Origin of the sequence: Vibrio sp. 1167 (genome assembly GCF_033340375.1) — a bacterium.
GTDB classification, from domain to species: domain Bacteria; phylum Pseudomonadota; class Gammaproteobacteria; order Enterobacterales; family Vibrionaceae; genus Vibrio; species Vibrio alginolyticus.
The window spans coordinates 474,227-499,097 of the sequence record NZ_JAWOWK010000004.1; the positions used below are offsets into that span (position 1 = coordinate 474,227).

Here is a 24,871-nt window from a genome sequence, read left to right on the forward strand (position 1 = left end):
CCTTAAGCTAAATCACCCGCAACCAGAGGTACGAACCGAACCATTTCTACAACGGTAGAGAGATATTCGTCTCCCTTACGCTCTATTTTTAATAACTGTTGCTCCGTATCTCCAACAGGAATGACCATTTTGCCGCCATCTCTTAATTGTGAGAGAAGAGCTTGGGGAATCACTTCAGCGGCAGCGGTAACAATAATAGCATCGAAAGGACCTCTCGCTTCCCAGCCCTGCCACCCATCAGCATGCTTAGTTGAAACATTGTAAATATCCAATTGCTTCAGGCGACGCTTTGCTTCCCATTGCAACGATTTAATTCGCTCAACGGAGTATACATGATCAACAATTTGCGCCAGTACCGCGGTTTGATAACCCGATCCCGTTCCGATTTCCAGAACACGACTCGCCGGCTCTAGCTCAAGCAACTCGGTCATACGCGCAACGATATAAGGCTGAGAAATAGTTTGTCCCTGACCAATTGGTAACGCATTGTTATCATAGGCTTGGTGCATCATCGCTTGAGAAACAAAGCTTTCTCGTGGCAAGCGTTGGATAGCATCCAGAACTCTTTGGTCTTTGATGCCACTGGAGATAAGAAACGCTATCAACCTGTCAGCATGTGGGTTACTCATTACTTCTCTTCCTTTAACCAACTATCCATAGCACGCAGCGACTCGTGAGCGGTGAGATCAACTTGCAGAGGCGTCATTGAAACTCGGCCATGCTCAATTGCATAAAAGTCCGTGCCCTCTCCTGCATCTTGCTCCTTTCCTGGTGGGCCTAACCAATAAATGTCATGGCCTCTCGGATCTTTCTGCTTGATCATATTCTCTGCGTGATGACGTGCACCTAAACGCGTAACTTCAATTTCACCTAAATTCTCTGATGGTAAGTCAGGCACGTTTACGTTCAGTAGACGATTCGTTGGAATCGGCGACGCTAAATGCTGTTGTACAATTTGACGTGCAATTTTAGCGGCGGATTCGAAATGTCGCTTACCCACTAGAGAAAAAGCCACCGACTGAACGCCAAGGAAATGACCTTCCATGGCGGCTGCTACTGTTCCAGAATAAAGAACATCATCACCCAAATTAGCGCCATGGTTGATTCCTGACAGAACAAGATCAGGCAAATCATCTTTCATTAGCTCATTCAGCGCGAAATGCACACAATCCGTGGGCGTGCCTTGCACTGAGTAGATATTTGGGGCAATTTCAGTCACGCGTAATGGTTGTTCTAATGTGAGTGAATTCGAAGCACCTGAACGATTTCGATCAGGTGCGACAATGGTCACTTCAGCGATATCTCTCAACTCATCAGCGAGGGCATGAATCCCTTGAGCATGAACACCATCATCATTGCTGATTAAGACCCTTAAGGGCTTCGGGTTTCGTGAATCCTGTTCCATTAGTATTCTCTTTCTACTTCAACCTCATTAACTAACTCACGAACAATAGAGGTCGCAAAAGATCCCGCATCCAGTGAGAAAGTCAGCGTAATGTTGTTACCTTCAACCGTCCAAGCTAAATCTTTTGGCTTCAGCGCAATATCGCGACGATCGTGGCACATGCGATTACCACGAATCAGCGCCATGAGGTCAGGCTCTTCGTCTAAAAACGGTTGCTCTAATGCCAGAGCCTCGGCTTGAGTAGGCAGTGCATTATCGCCAGCAAGCGCAGCGGTAATTGCCACTTCACCTTGTGCAAATTGTACTTGCAAATCAGTGATGTTGTTTGCATCAATCAACTGAGTGCCAGAATTCGTCTGTGCAATGTCACCATCAATGAACTTATCAAACACACCATTCTCTAGACGAGCTGAAACGATGCGGTTGAAAATCCACGAACGAGCCGCTGATAAATACATGCTGCGCTTGTTTTGATTGCGGGTACGAACGTTTTCGCGTCCCCATCGACGTGCTTCTTCAAGGTTGTTACCATCGTTACCAAAACGCTGACTACCAAAGTAGTTTGGCACGCCAACTTGTTTCACTTTTTCAAGACGTTGCTCTACATCCGCTATATCTGTCACTTCAGACAAAGTAACCACGAACTCGTTCCCTACTAGGTCACCAGGACGCAGTTTTTTATTGTGACGATCTGTTGCAAGGATTTCGATACTTGGGTATTGAGACAAAAACGCTGAAAAATCTGGCGTTTCACCTTTTGGTAAATGGACACTTAACCACTGTTCCGTCACCGCATGACGGTCTTTAAGACCCGCCCAGCTAACGTCTTTCGACTTAACACCACAGGCTTTTGCTAACTCGTTAGCAACGAAGCTGGTGTTCTCGCCCTTTTTACGGATACGAACCATTAAGTGCTCGCCTTCGCCCGTAAAGGCAAAACCTAAATCTTCGCGAACCTGAAAATGCTCTGGCTGCGCTTTAATTTTTGCCGATGCAACTGGCTTACCCGTTAGGTAAGCCAATGAAGATAAAATGTCTGACATGATGTGTTTCCGCTGATATCACAGCTTAGGGGAGCAAATTGCTAGTTATTGCTTAAACAGAAGTACAACGGCTTCCGTTGCAATGCCTTCTTTGCGTCCAGTAAAACCGAGACGTTCTGTCGTCGTCGCTTTTACGTTGATGTTACTAATGTCGGTTTCTAGGTCTTCGGCAATTGCCGCACACATTGCGTCAATGTGTGGTGCCATTTTAGGCGCTTGTGCCATGATGGTTACATCAGCATTGCCAAGACGGTAGCCTTGCTCTTTGACTCGACGGTAAACGTCTTTCAGTAATTCACGACTGTTTGCGCCTTTCCATTTATCATCCGTATCTGGGAAATGACGACCAATATCGCCGGCAGCAATCGCGCCCAGCAGAGCATCCGTTAACGCATGCAACGCTACATCGCCGTCTGAGTGTGCAATCAAACCTTGCTCATAAGGGATTGCTACACCACCAATAATGACTGGGCCTTCACCACCGAATTTATGTACATCGAAACCATGACCAATTCGAATCATTTTCTATCCTTTCTTTATTCGCCGCGCTCACGGCTTAGATAAAACTCGGCTAACGCAAGATCTTCTGGCTGAGTGATTTTTATATTGTTCGCATTCCCTTGAACTAAGGCTGGCTTCTCGCCTAACCATTCCAAAGCCGAGGCTTCATCGGTAATGGTTACACCCTGTTCTAATGCGTCAGCCAGTGCTTGAGTAAGCTGCTGAGTTTTAAACATTTGTGGAGTAAGTGCATGCCACAATGCTTCTCTATCTACCGTATGATCGATATCTTGTACTGCGTTTGCTCGCTTCATTGTATCTCTCACAGGAGATGCGAGAATGCCACCCGTTGAGTGGGCGCAGCAAACATCAATCAAACGGTCAATGTCGGATGTTAATACACATGGCCTCGCAGCGTCGTGGACTAATACCCACTCGCTTTCCAGATGCTCATTGACATAGTTTAGCCCTGATAACACAGAGTCTGCTCTTTCTTTACCACCAGCTACACGAATCACATCTGGGTGCTTAGCAATGGACAATTCTGGGTAATATGGGTCGCCGTCAGTAACGGCAACGACAACCTTAGAAATATTTGGGTGAGAAAGCAGTTTCTCTACGGTATGTTCCAGTACCGCTTTACCTTCGATCAATAAATATTGCTTAGGGCGATCTGCCTTCATTCTGCTCCCTACACCAGCAGCTGGCACAATTGCGATATGCGATGAGTTCATATCCAACATTTTAATGGTTTTCCTCACCTATAATGCGGTAAAAAGTCTCGCCATCTTTAACTAAACCGAGCTCATGACGCGCACGTTCTTCAATCGCATCAAGACCTTGCCTTAAGTCATCAATCTCAGCGAACATTTCATTGTTGCGAGCTTGTAGCTTGCTGTTCACTTGTTGCTGAACTTCAATTTCATCTTTTACTGTGTAGTAGTCAGACACTCCGTTTTTACCAAACCATAGAGTGTATTGAAGCAAGCCAAACAGTAGCGTAAGGGCTATAACAAAGATTCGCATATCGCTGCTAACATTCTGTACCGGAAGGAATTAGATAAGGTGACATATATAGCATAAATGCGAGGTTGCCTCTAGGGGAGAAAGGGAGACTCACACGCTCCTTACAAGAAATAAGCAGCAAAATGAAACAAAGAGACTTCTCTACTCTCTCCTTCCTCGTTCTATGGAATCACAAATGAACGTAAGCGAAAGACATCAAAAAGCAAAGCCTGTTCTCATATGTCAAATACAAAAACACCCCGCCAAAGCAGGGTGTTTCAAAAGCTTTAAGTTAAGCGGTTAATTCAATTAAGAATTAAGCTTGACCTTTAACTTCTTTAAGACCGTTGAAAGGAGCGCGATCACCTAGTGCTTCCTCGATACGGATTAGCTGGTTGTACTTAGCAACACGGTCAGAACGGCTCATAGAACCAGTTTTGATTTGACCTGCTGCTGTACCTACCGCTAGGTCAGCGATAGTTGCATCTTCAGTTTCGCCAGAACGGTGAGAGATTACTGCTGTGTAACCTGCGTCTTTAGCCATCTTGATTGCAGCTAGAGTCTCAGTTAGAGAACCGATTTGGTTGAACTTGATAAGGATAGAGTTAGCTACGCCTTTCTCGATACCTTCAGCAAGGATCTTAGTGTTAGTAACGAATAGATCGTCACCTACTAGTTGAAGCTTGTCACCTAGTAGTTCTGTTTGGTGCTTGAAGCCATCCCAGTCAGACTCGTCTAGACCGTCTTCGATAGAAACGATTGGGAATTGGTTAGCTAGCTCAGCTAGGTAGTGGTTGAACTCTTCAGAAGTGAAAGTTTTACCTTCGCCTTTCATGTTGTAGATGCCAGCTTCTTTGTCGAAGAACTCAGATGCAGCACAGTCCATAGCTAGAGTAACGTCTTTACCTAGTTCGTAACCAGCAGCTGCAACAGCTTCTGCGATAACTTCTAGAGCTTCAGCGTTAGATTTAAGGTTAGGAGCGAAACCACCTTCATCACCAACTGCAGTGCTGTAGCCTTTAGACTTAAGAACTTTAGCTAGGTTGTGGAACACTTCTGCACCGATACGTAGACCTTCTTTAAGAGTCTTAGCGCCAACTGGTTGGATCATGAACTCTTGGATGTCAACGTTGTTGTCTGCGTGCTCACCACCGTTGATGATGTTCATCATTGGTAGAGGCATAGAGAACTGACCTGCAGTGCCGTTTAGCTCAGCGATGTGCTCGTATAGAGGCATGCCTTTCGCAGCAGCAGCAGCTTTAGCGTTTGCTAGAGAAACAGCTAGGATAGCGTTAGCACCGAATTTAGATTTGTTTTCAGTGCCGTCTAGTTCGATCATTACTGCGTCGATTGCAGCTTGGTCTTTAGCGTCTTTGCCAACTAGAGCTTCAGCGATTGGGCCGTTTACAGCTTCAACTGCTTTAAGAACACCTTTACCTAGGAAACGTGCTTTGTCACCGTCACGTAGCTCAAGAGCTTCGCGAGAACCAGTAGATGCGCCAGATGGAGCTGCCGCCATACCTACGAAACCGCCTTCTAGGTGTACTTCAGCTTCTACAGTTGGGTTACCACGTGAGTCGATGATTTCACGACCTAGAACTTTAACGATCTTAGACATTAATGTTTCCTCTCGTTTCAAATATAAATGTCAATCTTAAAGGGCAGCAGCACAACCTTCGCCGCCGCCCGTATCCTTTTACTTCTCGAATTCGCCGCGTGCGTTTTGGCCCGCAGCCTTAACAAAACCTGCAAACAATGGATGTCCATCGCGAGGAGTCGAGGTGAATTCTGGGTGGAACTGAGCCGCTACAAACCATGGGTGAGCTGGGTTCTCAATCATTTCCACTAACTTCTTGTCCGCAGATAGACCTGATACTTTTAGGCCTGCTTTTTCGATTTGCGGACGAAGCACGTTATTCACTTCGTAACGGTGACGGTGACGTTCATGGATCGTCGCGCTACCGTACAGTTCACGAGCTTTAGTCCCTTTCTCTAGGTGACACAGCTGTGAACCAAGACGCATCGTACCGCCTAGGTCAGACTTTTCAGTACGCTCTTCTACGCTACCTGATTCGTCTACCCACTCTGTGATCAAACCTACCACAGGGTACTTAGTCTCTTTGTTAAATTCTGTTGAATGTGCACCTTCCATACCCGCAACGTTACGCGCGTATTCGATTAGTGCAACTTGCATACCCAAACAAATACCCAGGTAAGGCACGTTATTTTCACGTGCATATTGAGCCGCACGGATCTTGCCTTCAATACCACGATCGCCGAAGCCACCTGGTACTAGGATTGCGTCCAAACCTTCTAGAAGTTCAACGCCTTTTGTTTCGATATCTTGTGAGTCTACATACTTAATTGTGACGCTTAGGCGGTTTTTCAAGCCAGCGTGTTTAAGCGCTTCGTTCACAGATTTGTATGCATCTGGTAATTCAATGTATTTACCAACCATACCGATGGTTACTTCACCAGTAGGATTTGCTTCTTCGTAGATAACCTGTTCCCATTCAGAAAGGTCTGCTTCAGGAGCAGTAATACCAAAGCGAGCACACACAAGGTCATCTAGCCCTTGAGATTTAATCAACTGAGGGATCTTGTAGATAGAGTCTACATCCTTCATTGAAATTACTGCTTTTTCTGGAACATTACAGAACAGTGCGATTTTTTTACGCTCATTCGCAGGAATAACGCGATCGCTACGGCAAACTAGGATGTCTGGCTGAATACCGATAGATAGAAGTTCTTTTACAGAGTGTTGCGTCGGCTTAGTTTTCACTTCGCCCGCTGCCGCTAGGTAAGGAACAAGTGTTAGGTGCATGAACATTGCGCGCTCACGGCCTAGCTCAACAGCTAGCTGACGAATCGCTTCCATAAATGGTAGTGATTCGATATCACCAACAGTACCGCCAACTTCAACGATAGCCACATCATGGCCTTCAGAACCTGCAATAACGCGATCTTTGATTGCGTTAGTGATATGAGGGATAACTTGAATAGTTGCGCCTAGGTAGTCACCACGACGTTCTTTACGAAGTACGTCGGCATAAACACGACCTGCAGTGAAGTTGTTACGCTTGGTCATCTTGGTACGGATGAAACGCTCGTAGTGACCAAGGTCAAGGTCAGTCTCTGCGCCATCTTCTGTAACGAACACTTCACCGTGCTGAGTAGGGCTCATTGTGCCCGGGTCAACGTTGATGTAAGGGTCAAGCTTCATCATAGTCACTTTAAGACCACGAGCTTCTAGAATAGCCGCAAGAGATGCTGCTGCAATACCTTTACCTAGAGAGGATACAACCCCGCCAGTAACAAAAATGTAATTTGTCGTCATGTTTAACCTGAAATTGGTTGAATGAGGGAAATGGAGTGCTTCTGGACGGGAGATAAATATACCAGAAGCTCCTTACCGCCACAACGTGAAATCTATCACACCGTAATTTTTTATTTTTTGCTTCAAATCAAAGTGAGCAAAGACAAACCAAAGTCCGTTTTCGTGTAACCAAACAAGCTGACCTTATATTATGTATTCTGCCAGTTTACCTCTGCCTCGATTCTTCTTGTTTTACTTCATCCCAAAAATGGTCAAGTTCTGATAAAGAACAATCTGTAAGTACTTTGCCTGACTGCTGGACCTTGCCTTCAACTTGTTTAAAACGTCGCGCAAACTTTACGTTTGCTTTTCCTAGCGCGACTTCTGGGTTTTTATCAAGGTGGCGAGCCAAATTGACAGTCGCAAATAGCAAATCACCGAGCTCCAACTCAACTTTCTCTTCATCGGGCTGAACTTGCAGTGCCTCTTCCATGACTTCGTCAATTTCTTCTCGTACTTTATCGACAACCGGGCCAAGTGAATCCCAATCAAACCCAAATTTTGCACATTTTTTCTGAATTTTTGTAGCACGAGAAAGTGCCGGTAAAGAGTTTGGTATTGAGTCTAGGATACTTTCTTCCGCTTTGCCTACTAGGGCTTTTTCTTTTGCTTTTTCCGCTTCCCAGTTCGCGTTAATTTCCTCGTCAGATTCAAACTCAACATCTGAAAAAACATGCGGGTGGCGACGAGTCAGTTTTTCGTTCACGGTTTCGACGACATCCGAAAAGTCAAACAGCTCTTGCTCTTTCGCTAGCTGACTGTAAAAAATCACCTGAAACAACAAATCCCCTAGCTCTTCTTTTAGATTGGGCCAATCTCGATTTTGAATCGCGTCCACCACTTCGTAGGTTTCTTCTATTGTATGCGGAACGATGGTGTCAAAGGTTTGTTTTAAGTCCCAAGGGCAACCGTTTTCTGGGTCACGCAGCTTCGCCATGATTTGTTCTAACTGTTCAATTGGATGACTCATTTTTTGTTCCTTTAAACCTTTCTATTAAAGAAAAAGGTGAGCAGCCAAAACCACTCACCTTCTACATTATATTTTCTCAGCAGCTTTCACTAAGTAATTGTTACTTTGACAAGGCAACAAGTTTTCGCGACTCCTGAGCATAGCTCGCCTATGTGATGAGCCTGGGCCGGCACTCCGGAGTGCGTGCAGTCAACAACGATAACTATGACGAGAGTTTTAGCCGAGGCGTTTCACCGTCATGACATCCTTGATCTGTTCCACACGTTTCGAAACCCGCGAAAGCACCTCAATATTGGTGACTTCTAGGTCAAAGTCCATGATGGCAAGTTGACGTCTGTAGTCGACTCGGTTCTTCATACTGGTCACTTTGATCTTTTCGTTGGCGAACAGTGTCGTAATGTCTTTGAGTAGACCACCTCGCTCCATCGCTTCAACACGCACGGTGAGGATGTATGACCCCACAAAGCCGCTGCCCCAGACTGTATCGATGATGCGCTCTGGCGCATGATGGCGCAGTTCTTCTAGCTGTTCACAGTCACTACGGTGTACTGAAATCCCACGACCTTGCGTTATGTAACCAGAGATATCGTCACCTGGAATTGGCTGACAGCAACGTGCTAGATGTGTCATTAGGTTATCGACGCCTTCTACTACAACTGCGTCTTTTTTCGGTCGGCTTTGCGCGGGTGATTTATGCTCAGCTTCTTGCAGTTTTTCCAGTGCTTGCTGGTCTTCTTCCTCTGCCGTTGGCTTGTTAACTAACGCGTTAATATGGTTAATGATTTGGTTGATGCGCAAATCACCGCTACCTACACCAACATACAATTCATCTGGTGTTTTGACGTTAAACCGCTTGAGGGCGTAATGCTCTGCATCTTTTAACGTTGCGCCAATTTTGGCTAACTCATGCTCAAGGATTTCACGACCTGCTTCAAGGTTCTTCTCACGGCTTTGTTTTCGGAACCAGGCGTTAATTTTGGCACGCGCACGACCAGAATGAACGAAGCCTAATGATGGGTTTAACCAGTCACGTGATGGGTTAGGTTCTTTCTGAGTGATAATCTCGACTTGGTCACCCATATGTAATTTATGCGTGAACGGCACAATACGACCTCCGACTTTGGCACCGATACAACGGTGTCCCACTTCGGAGTGAATGTGATAGGCAAAATCTAGCGGCGTTGCCCCCATTGGCAAATCGACAACATCACCACGTGGTGTAAAGGCATAAACACGGTCATCAAAGACTTGGCTACGCAGCTCATCGAGCATTTCGCCAGAGTCAGACATTTCTTCTTGCCAATCCAATAGCTTACGCAGCCACGTGATCTTCTCATCATAACCGCTTCGGCTGCTTGCCCCTTCTTTATATTTCCAGTGCGCTGCAACCCCCAGCTCCGACTCTTCATGCATTTGCTTGGTACGAATCTGGATCTCGATGGTTTTGCCTTCTGGCCCTAGAATTACTGTATGGATCGATTGATAACCGTTTGGTTTAGGGTTAGCAACGTAGTCATCAAACTCGCTCGGTAGGTGCTTGTATTTGGTGTGAACTACGCCTAAAGCTGCGTAACAATCTTGCAGTTTGTCCGCGATGATACGCACTGCTCGCACATCAAACAGCTCATCAAAGGCCAAACTCTTTTTCTGCATTTTTCGCCAAATGCTGTAGATGTGCTTAGGTCGACCACTCACTTCGGCATTGATGCCCGACACTTCCATTTCGTGCGTGAGGTCTTCAACAAAGTCTTTGATGTACTGTTCACGAACGATGCGTCGCTCAGAAAGCTGTTTGGCAATTTGTTTGTAAGTTTCCGGTTGTTGGTAGCGGAAAGCGTAATCTTCAATTTCCCATTTCAGCTGACCGATGCCCAATCGGTTTGCTAGCGGCGCATAGATGTTGGCACACTCTTTTGCCGCCGCACGTCGAACTTCATCTGGCGCTTTTTTAACTTCAATAAGGTTACAAATTCGTTCCGCGAGCTTGATAACTACGCAGCGGAAGTCATCCACCATGGCAAGCAGCATGCGGCGTACGTTATCTACCTGAGATGACGCTGCACAGCCTTCCATGTTGACGTTGAGTTGGCCAATAGCAGCCATTTCTTCAACGCCGTCGATTAATTTTATGATTTCTTTGCTGTATTTCTCTTCCAGAATTTCTCTGTTAAAAGCACCACTTGAAACCAAAGGAAACAGTTGAGCAGCCACTAAAGTGGCTTGATCCATAGACAAGGTGATCAAAATTTCGATCATTTCTCGTCCACGCCACAACAACAGTTCCGCTTGCTCGTTATCAGCTAATACTGTCTGGCAATCTCGATATACTTCGATTAAGCGTGAGGCTGTGTTTTTCTCTTGTCCTAGGCTAGCCACCCAGTTTTCGAGTTCAAACTGTTCATCTTGGTTTAAATGCGCGCTTCTTACCGCAACCATCTCATCATCCTAATTATTATATTCGTGTGGTTTGACTAACACCGTCCAGGTTAGTTCTTTTTACCGCGCGTACACGCTGGCTTTATGACCACCCACCACAAATAAGGGGTCAAAGTCCTAAAGTTAGGACTTTTCAAACAATGCCATCGATTCTAGATGACTGGTATGAGGGAACATATCCAGCATACCTAATTTCGTTAATTTATAGCCTTGCTCTATCAAGCTTTGACTATCCCTAGCAAGGGTAGCAGGATTACAAGAAACATAAACTACACGCTGTGCGCCAAGCTCAGAAACTTGATCGATGATCCCACTCGCTCCCGCGCGTGCCGGGTCTAATAATACTTTATCAAACCGCTCTGCGGCCCAGGCTTGGCCTTCAAAATCTTGCTCAAGGTTAGCGTGATAAAATTGCGCGTTATTGATTTGGTTCAAAGATGCATTGTTTGTGGCTTTTTCTACCATCTCTGCAACACCCTCTACTCCAACCACGTACTTAGCTAATTTCGCAACTGGTAAACTAAAGTTGCCTAAACCACAGAACAAATCTAACACTCGGTCACTCTTTTGTGGGTCTAACCACTCAACCGCTTGTTTGACCATTTGTTGGTTTACACCTTGGTTTACTTGAATAAAGTTATTTGGTGCAAAAGGGATTTTCACTCCAACTTCTTGATAAAAAGGCATATCGCCTTCGATAAGGTCTAATTGTTCTGTCGATGGCATTAAGTACAACGATGCGCCATGACGTTTTGCCAACTCCGTTAGAGATTGAGTTTCACTCGTTGTCAGAGCGCTCAAGTGGCGCAGCGTAATACACGGACCATTATCACCAAGTACCAGCTCTAGATGACCCAATTGTTCCGGCTTTTTGAACGCTTTTAGGGCTGAGTAAATCTCTGGCAGCAAAACATTCAGTTCCGGTGCCAGCACTGGGCAATCGGTCACTTGCGCAATTTGCTTACTCTGCTTTTTACGGAAACCAAAATGTAGCTGACGTGTTTTTTTATCAACAAACAAGCTCACTCTCACACGGCGACGGTAGGCCTGCGAATATCCCAATAACGGGGCATCTAGTTCAATGTCACTGCCTGAAAATTTTCGCATTAGCTGACGCAACGTTTGCTGTTTGTACGTCAATTGTTGGTCATAATCTAGATGCTGCAAATCACAGCCACCGCACTCATGATAATGTGGGCAAAATGGCTCCACACGAGCTTCACTCGGCTTAAGGATTTTAATCAACTTACCGCGAGCGTATTTGCTCTTTTCTTCCACCAATTGAGTGACCACCTCCTCACCCGGCAGTGCTCCATCGATAAACAATGGCTTCTTTTTGAGGTAAGCAATGCCTGCGCCGTGGTGATCTAAACGCTCTACTTGCACTGCTTGGTGCCGATTATTGAGTTGGGTTTTCTTTTTCGGTTGAAAGATGCGTGCCATGCTCTATGCCTGATTTATGTGTAATTGCTCTTCGGCTTCACTATTCTTGATTGCAGCCGTTGTGTGATTCGAGTGACTTGATTATGCTTACCGTTTATTCGGTGACGTCACTTCTTTGCTCAAGGCTTTATCGTGCGCTTGAGAAATAATGCGTTATTTTCCCATATCCAGACTCCGATGTAATTAGATAACATGACCAGATATGGCTTACGAGCACGTGTAATTACACTAACTCTCGCTCCCACTCTCATTATTGGTTTATTACTGAGCGGCTTTTTCTCATTTAACCGCTACCAAGACCTTGAGAAACAAGTTATCACCACTGGTAACAGCATTATTGAGCCGCTGGCGATTGCCAGTGAAACTCATCTACTATCAGAAAGCCGAGAGGCGGTACGTCGCTTGATAAGCTACGCGCACCGCAAAAACTCCAAACTGGTTCGTAGTATCGCGGTATTTGATGAACATCATGAGCTCTTTGTGACCTCTAACTTTCATCCTAATTTTGAAGCCTTGATGTTTCCCAAAGATAAACCGATCCCGCAACTGGGTAATTCGGAAATCTACGAAAACTCACTGATATTGCGTGTCCCCATTTTGTCAGAAGGTCACTACTTAGCGGAGTTGTCGAACGAAAGCCAAGGCACAAAAGCGATTGGTTACATCGCCGTCGAGTTAGATCTCTCCTCCTTGAGGCTGCAACAGTATCAAGAAGTCTTCTCTGCGTTTTTAGTTCTGGTTCTCGGTCTTGGCTTAGCAAGTGTTTTTGCTTCACGTCTAATGCACGATGTGACCCAACCTATCACCCACATGAAGAATGTCGTTGACCGCATTCGCCGTGGTCATCTGGATGTGCGTATCGAAGGCAAAATGCACGGTGAGTTAGACCAGCTAAAAAATGGCATCAACGCCATGGCGGTATCGTTATCAGAATATCACGTAGAGATGCAGCACAGTATAGACCAAGCCACGTCCGACTTACGTGAAACGCTTGAGCAGCTAGAAATTCAGAACGTTGAGCTGGATATCGCGAAGAAACGCGCGCAAGAAGCGGCCAGGGTTAAGTCAGAGTTCTTGGCGAACATGTCGCACGAGCTGCGTACTCCGCTCAATGGGGTGATTGGCTTTACTCGTCAAATGCTTAAAACGCAGCTTTCTAACAGCCAAACGGATTACCTACAGACGATTGAGAAGTCGGCGAACAACCTGCTGAATATCATCAATGACATTCTCGACTTCTCGAAACTTGAAGCGGGTAAGCTGGCGCTGGAAAACATTCCTTTTGATTTCCGAGAAAGTTTAGAAGAGGTAATTAACCTACAAGCCACAAGTGCACATGAGAAAGGGTTAGAAATCACCCTAAAAGTGGACCCTAAAATTCCACCAGGTTTAGTTGGGGATCCACTACGTATCCAGCAAATTTTGACGAACTTAGTAGGTAACTCAATCAAGTTTACCGAGCGAGGCAACATTGATGTTAGCGTAGAAATGCGCTCTCAATCAGGAGACTCCGTCGAACTACAATTCATGGTGCGTGATACCGGTATTGGTATCTCTGAGCGTCAGCAAGCGCAGTTGTTCCAAGCCTTTAGCCAAGCGGATGCCAGTATTTCACGTCGTTACGGTGGTACTGGCCTTGGTCTGGTTATCACTCAGAAACTGGTGAGCCAGATGGGCGGCGAAATCAGTTTAACCAGCCGTCTACACCAAGGTTCAACCTTCTGGTTTACGGTGCGCTTGCACTCAACCGAGATGCCAATGAGCGAACTGATTGAAGTGGAACTTCTGACTGGGAAGCAGTTACTACTGATTGAACCAAACATGCAAGCCGCATCCGTAACCCAACAGATTCTAAGTCAGGAGGGTATTTTAGTAACCTACCGCTCTTCGCTACCAAACAACGAAGAACAATATGATTATGTATTGTTGAATTTAGCGGCCAACCAGACTCACGATGCGGAAGTTATTACACCTTGGATAGAACAAGCGAAACGTATGGCTCCGAGTGTTCTCCTAGGGACACCGAGTACCGAATTGGCGCTTGCGGACCAAATAATGACAGAGCATCACGTCCAGTGCCTGACGAAGCCATTGTCTCGCCGTAAGTTGCTACAAAGCCTGATTAGCGAACATGTAGAATCGCCACCGGTATTAAGCGCTCCAATTACGCCAAGCGAAGGGGACCGTTTACCTCTGACTGTACTAGCAGTGGATGACAACCCTGCAAACTTGAAGCTGATCTCTGCACTGCTCCGCGAACGAGTAGAAACCGTCACCGCCTGTAGCAATGGCCAGCAAGCGGTGAACCTGGCGACAGAGAAAAAGTACGATTTAATCTTCATGGATATCCAAATGCCACAAATGGATGGTGTGACCGCTTGTAAGCACATTAAAGAGTTGGAGCTAAATAAAGACACGCCAGTGATTGCGGTAACGGCGCATGCCATGGCTGGGGAACGAGACCGCTTGCTCTCGGCAGGAATGGATGACTACTTGACCAAACCTATTGAAGAGCATGTGCTACAACAGGTTTTGGTTCACTGGAACCCAAATGCTTGTACAGAGAGCATTGGCAAAGTCGCCCCTTCATACGTTGATGAACCTGAAGGAAGCGTACCGCAATCCGTTTCTTCGCCTCAGCAGGATGTGATTATTGATTGGCAAGCAGCCTTGAAACAGAGCGCAAATAAAGAGGATCTCGCCAAAGATATGCTGCGCATGTTGATTGAGTTCATCCCTGAAGTAGAAGCGGTTGTTGACCAAGCTCTAGAGCAAGAAGATATCTCTCGTGATGACCTAATTCATGTCATCCATAAGCTGCACGGCAGTAGTTCATATTGTGGCGTTCCAAGACTGAAGTCACTCTGTGCGACGCTTGAGCAAGCACTGCGCTCAGGGGTCAGTCTTGAGGAAGTTGAGCCTGAAATGTTCGAGCTGCAAGATGAAATGATTAAAGTAACAACAACCGCAAAGTTATACCTTGAACAGTGATCTATTGAAGAGAAACAAAAGCCAGAGCAAATGCTCTGGCTTTTTAGTATTTTGTTTAAGACTTACAAGCTAGGATTCAAAAATGACCGTCGCCACAGCGTAATGACGCTCATCGGAAATGGACAGGTGAATGTGGTTAACGCCCATCGCATCCGCTATTTGCTTGGCTGTGCCCGTCAATGCGAGCACTGGTTTTCCAAGCTCATCGTTCGAGATGGAAAAGTCGTGAAACGTGACCCCTTTTGCGATCCCTGTTCCCAGTGCTTTTGAGGCCGCTTCTTTAACTGCAAAGCGCTTAGCAAGATAACGACCTTGCAGCTTAAGCTGTGAGAATTTGGCCATTTCTTCTTCTGAAAGAATCCGCTGAGCAAAAGGTTCACCACTACGAGCTAACGCTTTTTCAATACGCTCAATTTCTGCAATGTCGGTCCCTAACCCTATAATCGCCATCTAGATAGCCCTATGACTGGCGAGCCTCAATCATCAGTGCTTTCATGTCAGCAACCGCTTTATTTAAACCATCAAATACTGCGCGACCAATGATTGAATGACCAATGTTGAGTTCGTAAATTTCTGGTAATGCAGCAATTGGTGCGACATTGTGATAAGTCAGGCCATGCCCGGCATTAACAATAATACCTAGGTCATGTGCATAACTCGCACCAGCAGCAATCTTCTTCAGTTCAGCTTGCTGTTCGTCTTCTGTCGTCGCATCTGCATAGTGGCCAGTATGTAGCTCAATAAACGGAGCGCCACACTTTTTCGCAGCTTCAATCTGTTGACGGTCAGCATCAATAAAGAGCGAAACTTTAATGCCTGCATCTGTCAGCTTTTTCGTCGCAGCTTTAATTTTTTCAAGCTGCCCTACAACATCTAAGCCACCTTCCGTCGTCAGTTCTTCACGCTTTTCAGGCACTAGACACACAAACTCTGGTTTAGTTTGCAGCGCAATCTCAACCATTTCGTCCGTCACTGCCATCTCTAGATTCATACGCGTTTGAATGGTTTCACGCAGAATACGTACATCACGATCCAAAATATGGCGACGGTCTTCACGTAAGTGGATAGTGATACCGTCCGCGCCTGCACGCTCTGCAATTTCAGCAGCGTGAACAGGATCTGGGTATTTTGTACCACGTGCATTACGTAGAGTGGCAATATGGTCGATATTGACGCCTAAATAAATTGAGCTCATTTTCCGTTACTCCGTGCTCTGGGGGTCTGAATGAAAAATTCACGACTTTTTAAAGGTTTGCCGCCAAGATACGGCTTTAAGGCTATACGTGTAAAGCGTTTTGCCGCTTTTAGCTGCTCTTTAGTGACGAACCGCCGCTCACTGATAGCAATCAGTTCATTCCCTAAAAACGTGAGGTTATCGCGCCTAACCGAAGCAATAAACCCTTTCTGTTCCCGGTAACGATAGGTCATTTCTGGATCGACGGGCTCGCCGGTACCTGCACAATGCAAAAAATCCAGGCCATACCCCATCGCAGACAGCAAGGCTAACTCAAAACGACGCAGTGCAGGCTCAGGGTTCTCGTTGTGCGCCAACTCGGTTAACGCATGCAAATAATCATGAAATAGTGCTGGCATCGGCACTTCAGCCATCAAAATACGGCCAATCAGTTCATTGACGTACATGGCTGAGTAGAGATTAATGCCCGTTAACGGCAAACCTAGACTTATCGGCTCGGCTTGACGCAAAGTTTTCATTGAGCCTTTCCCCGACCATTTAAGTAATAGCGGGGTAAAAGGTTGCAATGCGCCTTTTAAGTTCGAACGCTTACTGCGCGCGCCTTTGGCCATTAAAGTCATTCGGCCATATTCCTCACTAAATACATCAAGGATTAAGCTCGATTCACTGTAAGGGCGTCGGTGCAATACAAAACAGCGCTGTAAACCTTCGGAAGACAGATTACTCATCTAAGTCATTGTGCCTAAAAAGTGTGAAATAAAAAATAAGGAGCCGAGCGGCTCCTTATTTTAATCGATACTGATTTTTCATCGATGTTGGAGCGAAGCACCTTCGCAGCCAAGATTATAAATCGTCTATATAACCCAACGATCGCAACGCTCGTTCGTCGTCTGCCCAGCCAGATTTCACTTTTACCCAAGTTTCTAGGTAAACCTTACGACCGAACAATTCTTCCATATCTAAACGCGCTTCGCGACCAATGGTTTTAATCTTCTCGCCGCCTTTGCCAATCACCATTTTCTTCTGGCCATTACGCTCAACAAGAATCAATGCATTGATGTGGAAACCGTCGGTTTCTGGGTTGTAATCAAAACGTTCAATTTCAACCGTTACTGAGTATGGCAGCTCTTCACCAGTAAAGCGCATCAGCTTTTCACGCACAATCTCAGACGCCATAAAACGCTGAGAACGGTCAGTCACGTATTCTTCTGGGAAGTGATGCGTTGCTTTAGGTAAGTGATTACGCACGTGCTTACGCAGTACGTCAATGTTCTTACCTTGCTTGGCAGAGATTGGCACAACATCCACGAAGTCCATCTTCTTCGACATCTCCGCCATGTGTAGCATCACGTCGTTACGATCTTGTACGTTGTCGACTTTGTTTACACAAAGCACAACTGGGAAGTTCGATTTTTGAAGTTTGGTCAGCACCATCTCATCGTCTTTAGTCCAATGCGTACCATCGACTAAGAAGAACACAAGGTTTACATCACTCAATGACGAGTTAGCTGCACGGTTCATCAAACGGTTGATCGCACGCTTTTCTTCAATGTGAAGTCCAGGCGTGTCGACGTAAATCGCTTGGTAATCGCCGTCCGTATCCACACCCATAATACGGTGGCGTGTCGTTTGCGGCTTACGAGAGGTGATCGAAATCTTCTGACCCAAAATCTTGTTCAAAAGTGTCGACTTACCTACGTTTGGACGACCAACAATAGCAATAAAGCCACAGTGTTGGTTTTCTGGCGAGCTTGGCTCACCTTGTGATGCGAAAAACGCATCGATATCGAATTCGTTATCAGCCATTTGTTAATTGCTCAAGTGCTGTTTCAGCAGCCGCTTGTTCTGCCTTGCGGCGGCTGGTGCCTTTACCGATTACAGGCTTATCCACACCTGCTACTTCGCACTCAACCGTGAACTCTTGGTTGTGCGCTTCACCTTTAATATTAGTCACTGTGTAGACAGGCAGCGGTTTTCTTCTGCCTTGTAGGAACTCTTGTAGGCGAGTTTTCGGATCTTTCTGTGAAACGCCTGGTTTAATGGCTTCAAGGCGTGACTGATACCAACTCAGTACAATGCCTCGCACAACTTCAAGATCACTGTCTAGGTAAATTGCGCCAATAATGGCTTCAACCGCATCGGCTAAAATAGAGTCTCGGCGAAAACCGCCACTCTTCAATTCACCTGGACCTAATTTTAAATAATCTCCTAGATCGAATTCACGACCCAGTTCCGCCAATGTATGTCCGCGAACCAAAGTAGCACGCATGCGGCTCATGTCACCTTCGTTCACTTTTGGGAAACGATGGTACAGATCATCAGCGATGACAAAACTTAAAATTGAATCGCCCAGAAACTCAAGACGTTCATTGTGCTTACTGTTGGCGCTGCGGTGCGTCAGCGCCAAATTGATAAGCCCGGCATCTTGAAACTGGTAGCCGAGCTTTCTCTCTAGTTTATCAATTGGAGAATTCATACTCTCTCGATATTTGAATGGTTAGTGAATGCCACCGATGCGATTAAAACGCACACCAGTTGGAATCCATGAAGGTAGAACACTATCTGCGCCACGATCAAACTCGAAGCTGATCCAGATCGCGACAGCTTTACCGACTAAGTTTGCTTCTGGAACAAAGCCCCAGTAACGGCTGTCAGCACTGTTGTCACGGTTATCACCCATCACAAAATACTGACCTTGTGGTACAACCCACTCTGTCGTGCCGCTGCGTGGGAAATATTGCTCCACGCGGTTACGCACAAGAGGGTTAACCAAAATATTGTGCTCAACGTTACCCAATTTTTCATCCAGTTGGATCATTGGAATACCGTTCGAGCTAAACTGACTTTCTTCAACGTTGCTCAGTTTAACTGGCTTACATGCCGATTCGCCTTGGCTTTGCACGCAAAGCTGCTTATCACTTGAATAACGCACGATATCACCAGGTAAACCAACTACACGCTTAATGTAGTCCACACTTGGTTGTGGTGGGTATTTGAAGACCACGATATCACCACGCTCAGGCTTACCAGTTTCCACTAGCTGAGTACGCCATACTGGGTCTTTTAGACCGTACGCGTACTTCTCAACTAAAATGAAATCGCCAACCAGCAAGGTAGGCATCATTGAGCCTGATGGGATTTGAAATGGTTCGTAGATAAAAGAACGTAATACTAAAACGAACGCGATCACAGGAAAAATAGAGACGCTATTTTCAACCCACCAAGGCTGACGCTCAACTTTTTGCAAGGTCACTGCATCCAAACCATTAGACGTCTGAGCTTGAATCTCAGCCAGTTTTTCCTGACGCTTTTTCGCGAAAACCAGCTTTTCCAATAGCCAAACAACGCCAGTTACCAAAGTCGCAATAACCAACATCAGTGAGAATGTATTCGCCATTAAATTCCCTTATCTAAAAATACGAAAGTGAAAGAGCCGAAACCCTTTCACTTATTTTAATATCTAACGTCTTAAGACCGACAAGTGTGAGACAAAGTTCAACTTTAGTCTTTACCTACGTGAAGGATGGCTAGGAACGCTTCTTGAGGCAGCTCAACGTTACCGATCTGCTTCATGCGTTTCTTACCTTCTTTCTGTTTCTTCAGAAGTTTCTTCTTACGACTTACGTCACCACCGTAACATTTCGCGATAACGTTCTTACGCAACTGTTTTACCGTTGAACGAGCGATAATGTGGTTACCAATTGCCGCTTGGATTGCGATATCAAACATTTGGCGAGGGATGAATTCTTTCATCTTCTCTACCAACTGACGACCGCGAGTCTGAGACTGATCTTTGTGTGTGATCATCGCCAAGGCATCAACAGTGTCACCGTTAAGAAGAACGTCTACACGTACCATGTTCGAAGCTTCAAAACGCTGGAAGTTGTAATCCAAAGATGCGTAACCGCGTGATGTTGATTTCAGACGATCGAAGAAATCCAGTACCACTTCAGCCATTGGAATATCGTAAGTCACAGCGACTTGGTTACCGTGGTAAACCATATCAACTTGACTGCCTCGCTTTTCAACACACAGGGTGATTACATTACCTAGGTACTCTGAAGGCACAAGGATATTACAACGCGCAATCGGTTCACGAATTTCTTCAATATCATTGATCGCTGGTAGTTTTGCTGGGCTATCAACATACAGCAGATCGCCATCCGTCTTCTCAACTTCGTAAACTACCGTTGGTGCTGTGGTAATAAGATCCAAGTCGTATTCACGCTCTAGACGCTCTTGGATGATTTCCATATGTAGCATGCCAAGGAAACCACAACGGAAACCAAAGCCTAGTGCTGCAGAGTTTTCTGGCTCGTAGAATAGCGATGCGTCGTTTAGGCTTAGTTTGCCTAGTGCGTCGCGGAAGTTCTCGTAATCGTCAGAAGATACAGGGAACAGACCTGCGTAAACCTGAGGTTTAACTTTCTTAAAGCCTGGTAGCGGTTTATCACAACCATTCTTCGCTAGAGTCAGCGTATCACCAACAGGGGCACCAAGAATGTCTTTGATACCACAAACAACCCAACCTACTTCACCAGTACGAAGGATATCGGTATCTACTTGTTTTGGCGTAAAGATACCAAGGCGATCTACACCCCAAACTTGGCCCGTACTCATCACTTTGATCTTATCGTTCTTCTTCAGTTCGCCGTTTTTAATACGCACTAAAGAAACAACGCCAAGGTAGTTATCAAACCATGAGTCAATGATCAGCGCTTGTAGTGGCGCATCTGGATCACCTTCCGGTGCTGGAATCGCTGACACAATGTTCTCTAGAACGTCATCAACACCGATGCCTGTCTTCGCAGAACAGCGGGTTGCTTCCATTGCATCGATACCAACGATTTCTTCAATTTCTTCCGCTACACGCTCAGGATCAGCTGCAGGTAGGTCAATCTTGTTTAAGATTGGCACAACCTCTAGATCCATTTCGATCGCGGTGTAACAGTTAGCCAGTGTTTGAGCCTCAACACCTTGACCCGCATCCACAACCAATAGCGCACCTTCACAAGCCGCTAGAGAACGTGATACTTCATATGCAAAGTCAACGTGCCCCGGAGTATCGATGAAGTTCAGCTGATACGTCTCACCGTCTTTAGCGGTGTAGTTTAGCGTCACACTCTGAGATTTGATGGTGATGCCACGCTCACGTTCAAGATCCATAGAATCCAGAACCTGTGCGGCCATTTCACGATCGGTTAACCCGCCACAAACTTGGATTAGACGGTCTGATAGGGTCGACTTACCATGGTCGATGTGGGCGATAATCGAAAAGTTACGAATGTGCTTCATAGATTTAGGGTGACTAACTCTTTACAAATAGGGACAGTAAGAAACGCCATCTACTGACGGCATTTCAATCAAGTTGGCAGATTCTACCGAATTTCGTTAACGGGCGCACGTAATTTAAAGTACATACCCAAATAACCTTTAGTGGAGGGGGACAGCACTTACTGGATTGGCTCTCCAAGTACCCGAACGAGGGTAACTTGGCGCTTAGATTCATCTTCTAACGGACGAGAAACACGTTTTGCGATCCACATTCCACCAGCGGCAAACAATACCGATGCCAATATGATGATGCCTTCCCCGCCGGCTGTCAGCGGCGCTAATAGGACGTGACCAAACATCGCACCGATAATCAAACCAAACAATGGCAGTAAATAAACCGCCATTGCTGATTTTATTAGGCTCGACTCAGGAAAACCAATCTCGACGACTTGACCTATTTTCACCGATTTATCCGTGCGCAGGTGCCAAGATAAACTCTTGTTACCAATGGCTTTAGTAACAACGCCCGTTCCACAGCTTTTCTGTGAAGAGCAACTACTGCAACTGGTCTGCTGTTCGCAACTTAAATCAATTTCGTATTGCTTGCCGCGACGATGCACGTCTGTCACGGTAGCCAACGCGGTCATCATTGTTATTTACTCTTTGTTACATTAAATGTGACAGATTGGGCTATACGCTGTGCTGTGGTCGGTGGAATGTCTCCTACAACAGAGATTTCATGTTGACCGCTCACAAAACTGTGTAGCGTTCTTCTGCCTTGGCGAACCAACTGCCCTTTTAACGAATGCTCATCTTTGTTTGCTACGTAAACAGAGAAGCTAAACAGACCATCAGAATACAGCTGGCTCTCCACCATTTGATTAGTAACGGCCATTCGATAGCGGTTGAGCTCGTTCGGCTCGAAACCCTCAGGGATCCAACCAACCTGCCAATTACTGGTCCCAATATCGCCTTTTGGCATGGTGAGAACAGCAGGTAATTGAACATCTTGCAGGCCACTCATTAACTCTGCGATTTTTGGGTTTACCGTGTAAGAAATAGTGCGATATTGTTCAAGCATCTCACCATCGCGGTCCACAAGGTCGGCACGTAACGGCAATTTACTCTTCTCATCGATCCATAGTACGTATGAATAGCGCAGACCATCTTTAGGAACAATACGCAGCACTTGTGTTGCCACACCAGCTTCACGAGCTCTACCCACTTTTACATAGTCGTAATACAAGTTTAGCTCATCGATATTGGTGTTGAGCATAGGCATAGTCGGAGCGACCATTTTACCTGACTCGATGGTGAACGGTTCTAAACCCGTTTCGATGTAACTTACTTCAGTTCCGCGACGAATCACTTCACGCACGGGGCCACTTAAGTAGACAAGATGAGCATATTGATCGTCACCATGCGTGGCATGACGATACAGCAACGGCTCAATGCTGTTCTTTTTGATAAGGATATAAGAGAGTTCGTAACTTAAATTCTTACTCGCCTCGCTCATTTGATGCAATAAAGCCTCCGCTGGCTTATCACCAGCAAAGGCTTGAGAAGACATCATACTGAACAGAGCGCAAGCGCTGATCAGAAATTTTTTCATTCAATATCCGGATTCAGATTTGCATCTTGTTGAGATGCATCACTGTTAATTCGTAACTGCAATTCGTAGTCTCGCAGCATAGCATGAACACGCTTGCGCTGCTCTTGCATATTTGCCTCGCCTACAGAACGTTCTACAGACTCACGAGTCAAACTCACTGGTTCTGCGCTGCCAGCAAACGGAACCGTCTGCAATACAGGTAATTGATCTGTTTGCGGCGACATTGAATCGCTACCACCGTACTGCTGTACACCTAAAATAACAACAAGCGATACACATGCAGCAACAGCAACTTGACCAAACTGCGTCAACCAACCTGGCAACTGACGTTTTGCTTTTTGCGGTTCTGGTTGCGACTCTTTTGGCGTATCCGCAATTGAGATAACATTTGCACTGTGCGAATCAAACGCACGGTGTGCAGGTTCATCTTCTAACGCTAACGCCACGCTTTCAGCAATATTCCACTCAGGTTTTGCTGGCGCTTCGCCTCGCATCACATCACCAATCAGGTGGTAGTTCTGCCAAGCATCACGGCTCTCTTGGTCTTGCTCTAACTCTTGAATTAAAGCCTTATCGACCAATTCTCCATCCATGAGAGCTGAAAGTTTTTCTTTGTCAGCCATTATTTTCACCATAGTTATTACTTGTACTAGCGTTGCAAAAGAGGTCTGATTTTCTTTTCCACCGCCTCACGAGCACGGAAGATACGCGATCGTACCGTTCCTACCGGGCAATCCATCACTTCTGCAATTTCTTCATAACTCAAGCCATCGAGCTCTCGTAATGTCATTGCGGTTTTTAAATCTTCAGGTAAAGCTTCGATTGCACTGAACACCACCCGTTGCAATTCTTTGGACAACGTTAAGTTCTCAGGGTTCGATATTTCTTTAAGTGCACTACCTGTTTCGTAAAATTCAGCATCTTCAGCATCGACATCTGTCGCTGGAGGTCTACGCCCTTGAGCAACAATGTGATTTTTCGCAGTATTCACTGCAATGCGATACAGCCACGTATAAAACGCACTTTCCCCACGAAAGCTAGGGATAGCTCGGTAAGCTTTAATAAACGCTTCTTGTGCTACATCTGGTACATCGCCAGGATTACTAACGTATCTGGAAATAAGATTACATACCTTATTCTGGTACTTTGTTACCAACAGGTTGAATGCTTGCTTATCGCCATTCTGAACTCGCTCAATCAATACTTGATCGGTCAGCTGCTCGTTCATTCGAGCGGATACTCCTATTTGTTATGCCCCTACTCTTCTCAGATATGGGTACTAATTATGCAAAACGTAGTATTGACACCACTGCTTACTTGAGCACTATTGTGACCCTAACGTGAATGAGAAAGTTCCATGGTTTCTCAAGTTTTTTGTCATTGTTTTTTCACAGTGTGATGTCTGTACCCAAATGACCACCGCTGCCTGACTTTAGTCTAAGTTTGACAAGCGAGCATCTTGGAGGGAAATGGGTATAATGAATGATCTCTGTCCCAGATTGTGCTGGGTCGAGCATGGAAAAGCAATGGCATTGACAAACTATTACTTTTCATTTGCATGGCTAATGGCTATCTGAACACCGCGTTACAAATTATAACTTAGGAAGCACGCTCATGCTC

The 24,871-nt window shown here is 45.7% G+C and carries 23 protein-coding genes; 1 reads left to right on the forward strand and 22 read right to left on the reverse strand.

The features are described 5' to 3' along the window. Positions 1-2: 2 nt before the first annotated feature. The 11 genes from R7Z78_RS11550 to rlmD all read right to left on the reverse strand — a co-directional run bounded on the left by R7Z78_RS11550 (position 3) and on the right by rlmD (position 12,179). Positions 3-629, reverse strand: coding sequence for a protein-L-isoaspartate(D-aspartate) O-methyltransferase (locus R7Z78_RS11550; protein WP_005380892.1), 627 nt, complete (start codon positions 627-629; stop codon positions 3-5). After that, positions 629-1,405 (reverse strand): 5'/3'-nucleotidase SurE, encoded by a 777-nt coding sequence (gene surE, locus R7Z78_RS11555; RefSeq protein WP_005380894.1) that lies wholly within the window; start codon positions 1,403-1,405, stop codon positions 629-631. Before surE ends, R7Z78_RS11550 begins: the two co-directional genes overlap by 1 nt. Then, on the reverse strand, positions 1,405-2,448 hold the full coding sequence (gene truD, locus R7Z78_RS11560; protein WP_104975586.1) for a tRNA pseudouridine(13) synthase TruD: 1,044 nt from the start codon (positions 2,446-2,448) through the stop codon (positions 1,405-1,407). The genes surE and truD overlap by 1 nt, the downstream gene beginning before the upstream one ends. Positions 2,449-2,493: 45 nt before the next feature. Continuing rightward, positions 2,494-2,970, reverse strand: coding sequence for a 2-C-methyl-D-erythritol 2,4-cyclodiphosphate synthase (ispF, locus tag R7Z78_RS11565; protein ID WP_005380896.1), 477 nt, complete (start codon positions 2,968-2,970; stop codon positions 2,494-2,496). A 14-nt stretch (positions 2,971-2,984) separates the two neighbouring features. After that, on the reverse strand, positions 2,985-3,692 hold the full coding sequence (gene ispD, locus R7Z78_RS11570; RefSeq protein ID WP_017633548.1) for a 2-C-methyl-D-erythritol 4-phosphate cytidylyltransferase: 708 nt from the start codon (positions 3,690-3,692) through the stop codon (positions 2,985-2,987). A gap of 1 nt (position 3,693) precedes the next feature. After that, a complete protein-coding gene (gene ftsB, locus R7Z78_RS11575; protein WP_005380907.1) occupies positions 3,694-3,975 on the reverse strand; it encodes a cell division protein FtsB in 282 nt (93 codons plus the stop codon). Between the two features lie 295 nt (positions 3,976-4,270). Beyond that, entirely contained in the window at positions 4,271-5,572 is a 1,302-nt protein-coding gene (gene eno, locus R7Z78_RS11580) for a phosphopyruvate hydratase (protein WP_005380909.1), read from the reverse strand. A 78-nt stretch (positions 5,573-5,650) separates the two neighbouring features. Then, the gene (locus tag R7Z78_RS11585; RefSeq protein ID WP_021034029.1) at positions 5,651-7,291 is read right to left on the reverse strand and encodes a CTP synthase; all 1,641 of its coding nucleotides are present in this window, start codon (positions 7,289-7,291) and stop codon (positions 5,651-5,653) included. A gap of 205 nt (positions 7,292-7,496) precedes the next feature. Then, positions 7,497-8,300 (reverse strand): nucleoside triphosphate pyrophosphohydrolase, encoded by an 804-nt coding sequence (gene mazG, locus R7Z78_RS11590; protein WP_005383780.1) that lies wholly within the window; start codon positions 8,298-8,300, stop codon positions 7,497-7,499. A gap of 216 nt (positions 8,301-8,516) precedes the next feature. Further along, the gene (relA, locus tag R7Z78_RS11595; protein WP_104975587.1) at positions 8,517-10,736 is read right to left on the reverse strand and encodes a GTP diphosphokinase; all 2,220 of its coding nucleotides are present in this window, start codon (positions 10,734-10,736) and stop codon (positions 8,517-8,519) included. Positions 10,737-10,859: 123 nt separating this feature from the next. After that, positions 10,860-12,179: a 23S rRNA (uracil(1939)-C(5))-methyltransferase RlmD gene (rlmD, locus tag R7Z78_RS11600; protein ID WP_104975588.1), complete on the reverse strand. Its 1,320-nt coding sequence runs from the start codon at positions 12,177-12,179 to the stop codon at positions 10,860-10,862. A 192-nt stretch (positions 12,180-12,371) separates the two neighbouring features. On the opposite strand from rlmD, the gene barA reads away from it, so the two are divergent. After that, positions 12,372-15,170 carry a two-component sensor histidine kinase BarA gene (barA, locus tag R7Z78_RS11605; protein WP_104975589.1) on the forward strand — a complete coding sequence of 933 codons (2,799 nt, stop codon included), beginning with the start codon at positions 12,372-12,374 and terminating at the stop codon, positions 15,168-15,170. A 69-nt stretch (positions 15,171-15,239) separates the two neighbouring features. Here the strand turns inward: barA and acpS are convergent, their stop codons facing one another. The 11 genes from acpS to rpoE all read right to left on the reverse strand — a co-directional run bounded on the left by acpS (position 15,240) and on the right by rpoE (position 24,479). Next, on the reverse strand, positions 15,240-15,620 hold the full coding sequence (gene acpS / locus R7Z78_RS11610; RefSeq protein WP_005380927.1) for a holo-ACP synthase: 381 nt from the start codon (positions 15,618-15,620) through the stop codon (positions 15,240-15,242). 10 nt (positions 15,621-15,630) lie between these two features. Further along, positions 15,631-16,365, reverse strand: a complete 735-nt coding sequence (gene pdxJ / locus R7Z78_RS11615; RefSeq protein ID WP_005384579.1) for a pyridoxine 5'-phosphate synthase — start codon at positions 16,363-16,365, stop codon at positions 15,631-15,633. Next, a complete protein-coding gene (gene recO / locus R7Z78_RS11620) occupies positions 16,362-17,093 on the reverse strand; it encodes a DNA repair protein RecO (RefSeq protein WP_104975590.1) in 732 nt (243 codons plus the stop codon). Before recO ends, pdxJ begins: the two co-directional genes overlap by 4 nt. Positions 17,094-17,208: 115 nt before the next feature. After that, complete coding sequence (era, locus tag R7Z78_RS11625) at positions 17,209-18,171, reverse strand: GTPase Era (RefSeq protein WP_005380931.1); 963 nt, start codon at positions 18,169-18,171, stop codon at positions 17,209-17,211. Next, complete coding sequence (gene rnc, locus R7Z78_RS11630; protein ID WP_005380932.1) at positions 18,164-18,841, reverse strand: ribonuclease III; 678 nt, start codon at positions 18,839-18,841, stop codon at positions 18,164-18,166. The genes era and rnc overlap by 8 nt, the downstream gene beginning before the upstream one ends. A 21-nt stretch (positions 18,842-18,862) precedes the next feature. After that, on the reverse strand, positions 18,863-19,762 hold the full coding sequence (lepB, locus tag R7Z78_RS11635; protein ID WP_005380933.1) for a signal peptidase I: 900 nt from the start codon (positions 19,760-19,762) through the stop codon (positions 18,863-18,865). A gap of 104 nt (positions 19,763-19,866) precedes the next feature. Then, positions 19,867-21,660, reverse strand: a complete 1,794-nt coding sequence (lepA, locus tag R7Z78_RS11640; protein ID WP_005384577.1) for a translation elongation factor 4 — start codon at positions 21,658-21,660, stop codon at positions 19,867-19,869. A gap of 158 nt (positions 21,661-21,818) precedes the next feature. After that, entirely contained in the window at positions 21,819-22,289 is a 471-nt protein-coding gene (locus R7Z78_RS11645) for a SoxR reducing system RseC family protein (RefSeq protein WP_085570062.1), read from the reverse strand. A 2-nt stretch (positions 22,290-22,291) separates the two neighbouring features. Then, the gene (gene rseB / locus R7Z78_RS11650) at positions 22,292-23,251 is read right to left on the reverse strand and encodes a sigma-E factor regulatory protein RseB (protein WP_005380941.1); all 960 of its coding nucleotides are present in this window, start codon (positions 23,249-23,251) and stop codon (positions 22,292-22,294) included. Then, a complete protein-coding gene (locus R7Z78_RS11655; protein ID WP_005380944.1) occupies positions 23,248-23,874 on the reverse strand; it encodes a sigma-E factor negative regulatory protein in 627 nt (208 codons plus the stop codon). Before R7Z78_RS11655 ends, rseB begins: the two co-directional genes overlap by 4 nt. A 26-nt stretch (positions 23,875-23,900) precedes the next feature. Next, the gene (gene rpoE / locus R7Z78_RS11660) at positions 23,901-24,479 is read right to left on the reverse strand and encodes an RNA polymerase sigma factor RpoE (RefSeq protein ID WP_005380946.1); all 579 of its coding nucleotides are present in this window, start codon (positions 24,477-24,479) and stop codon (positions 23,901-23,903) included. Positions 24,480-24,871 lie beyond the last annotated feature (392 nt).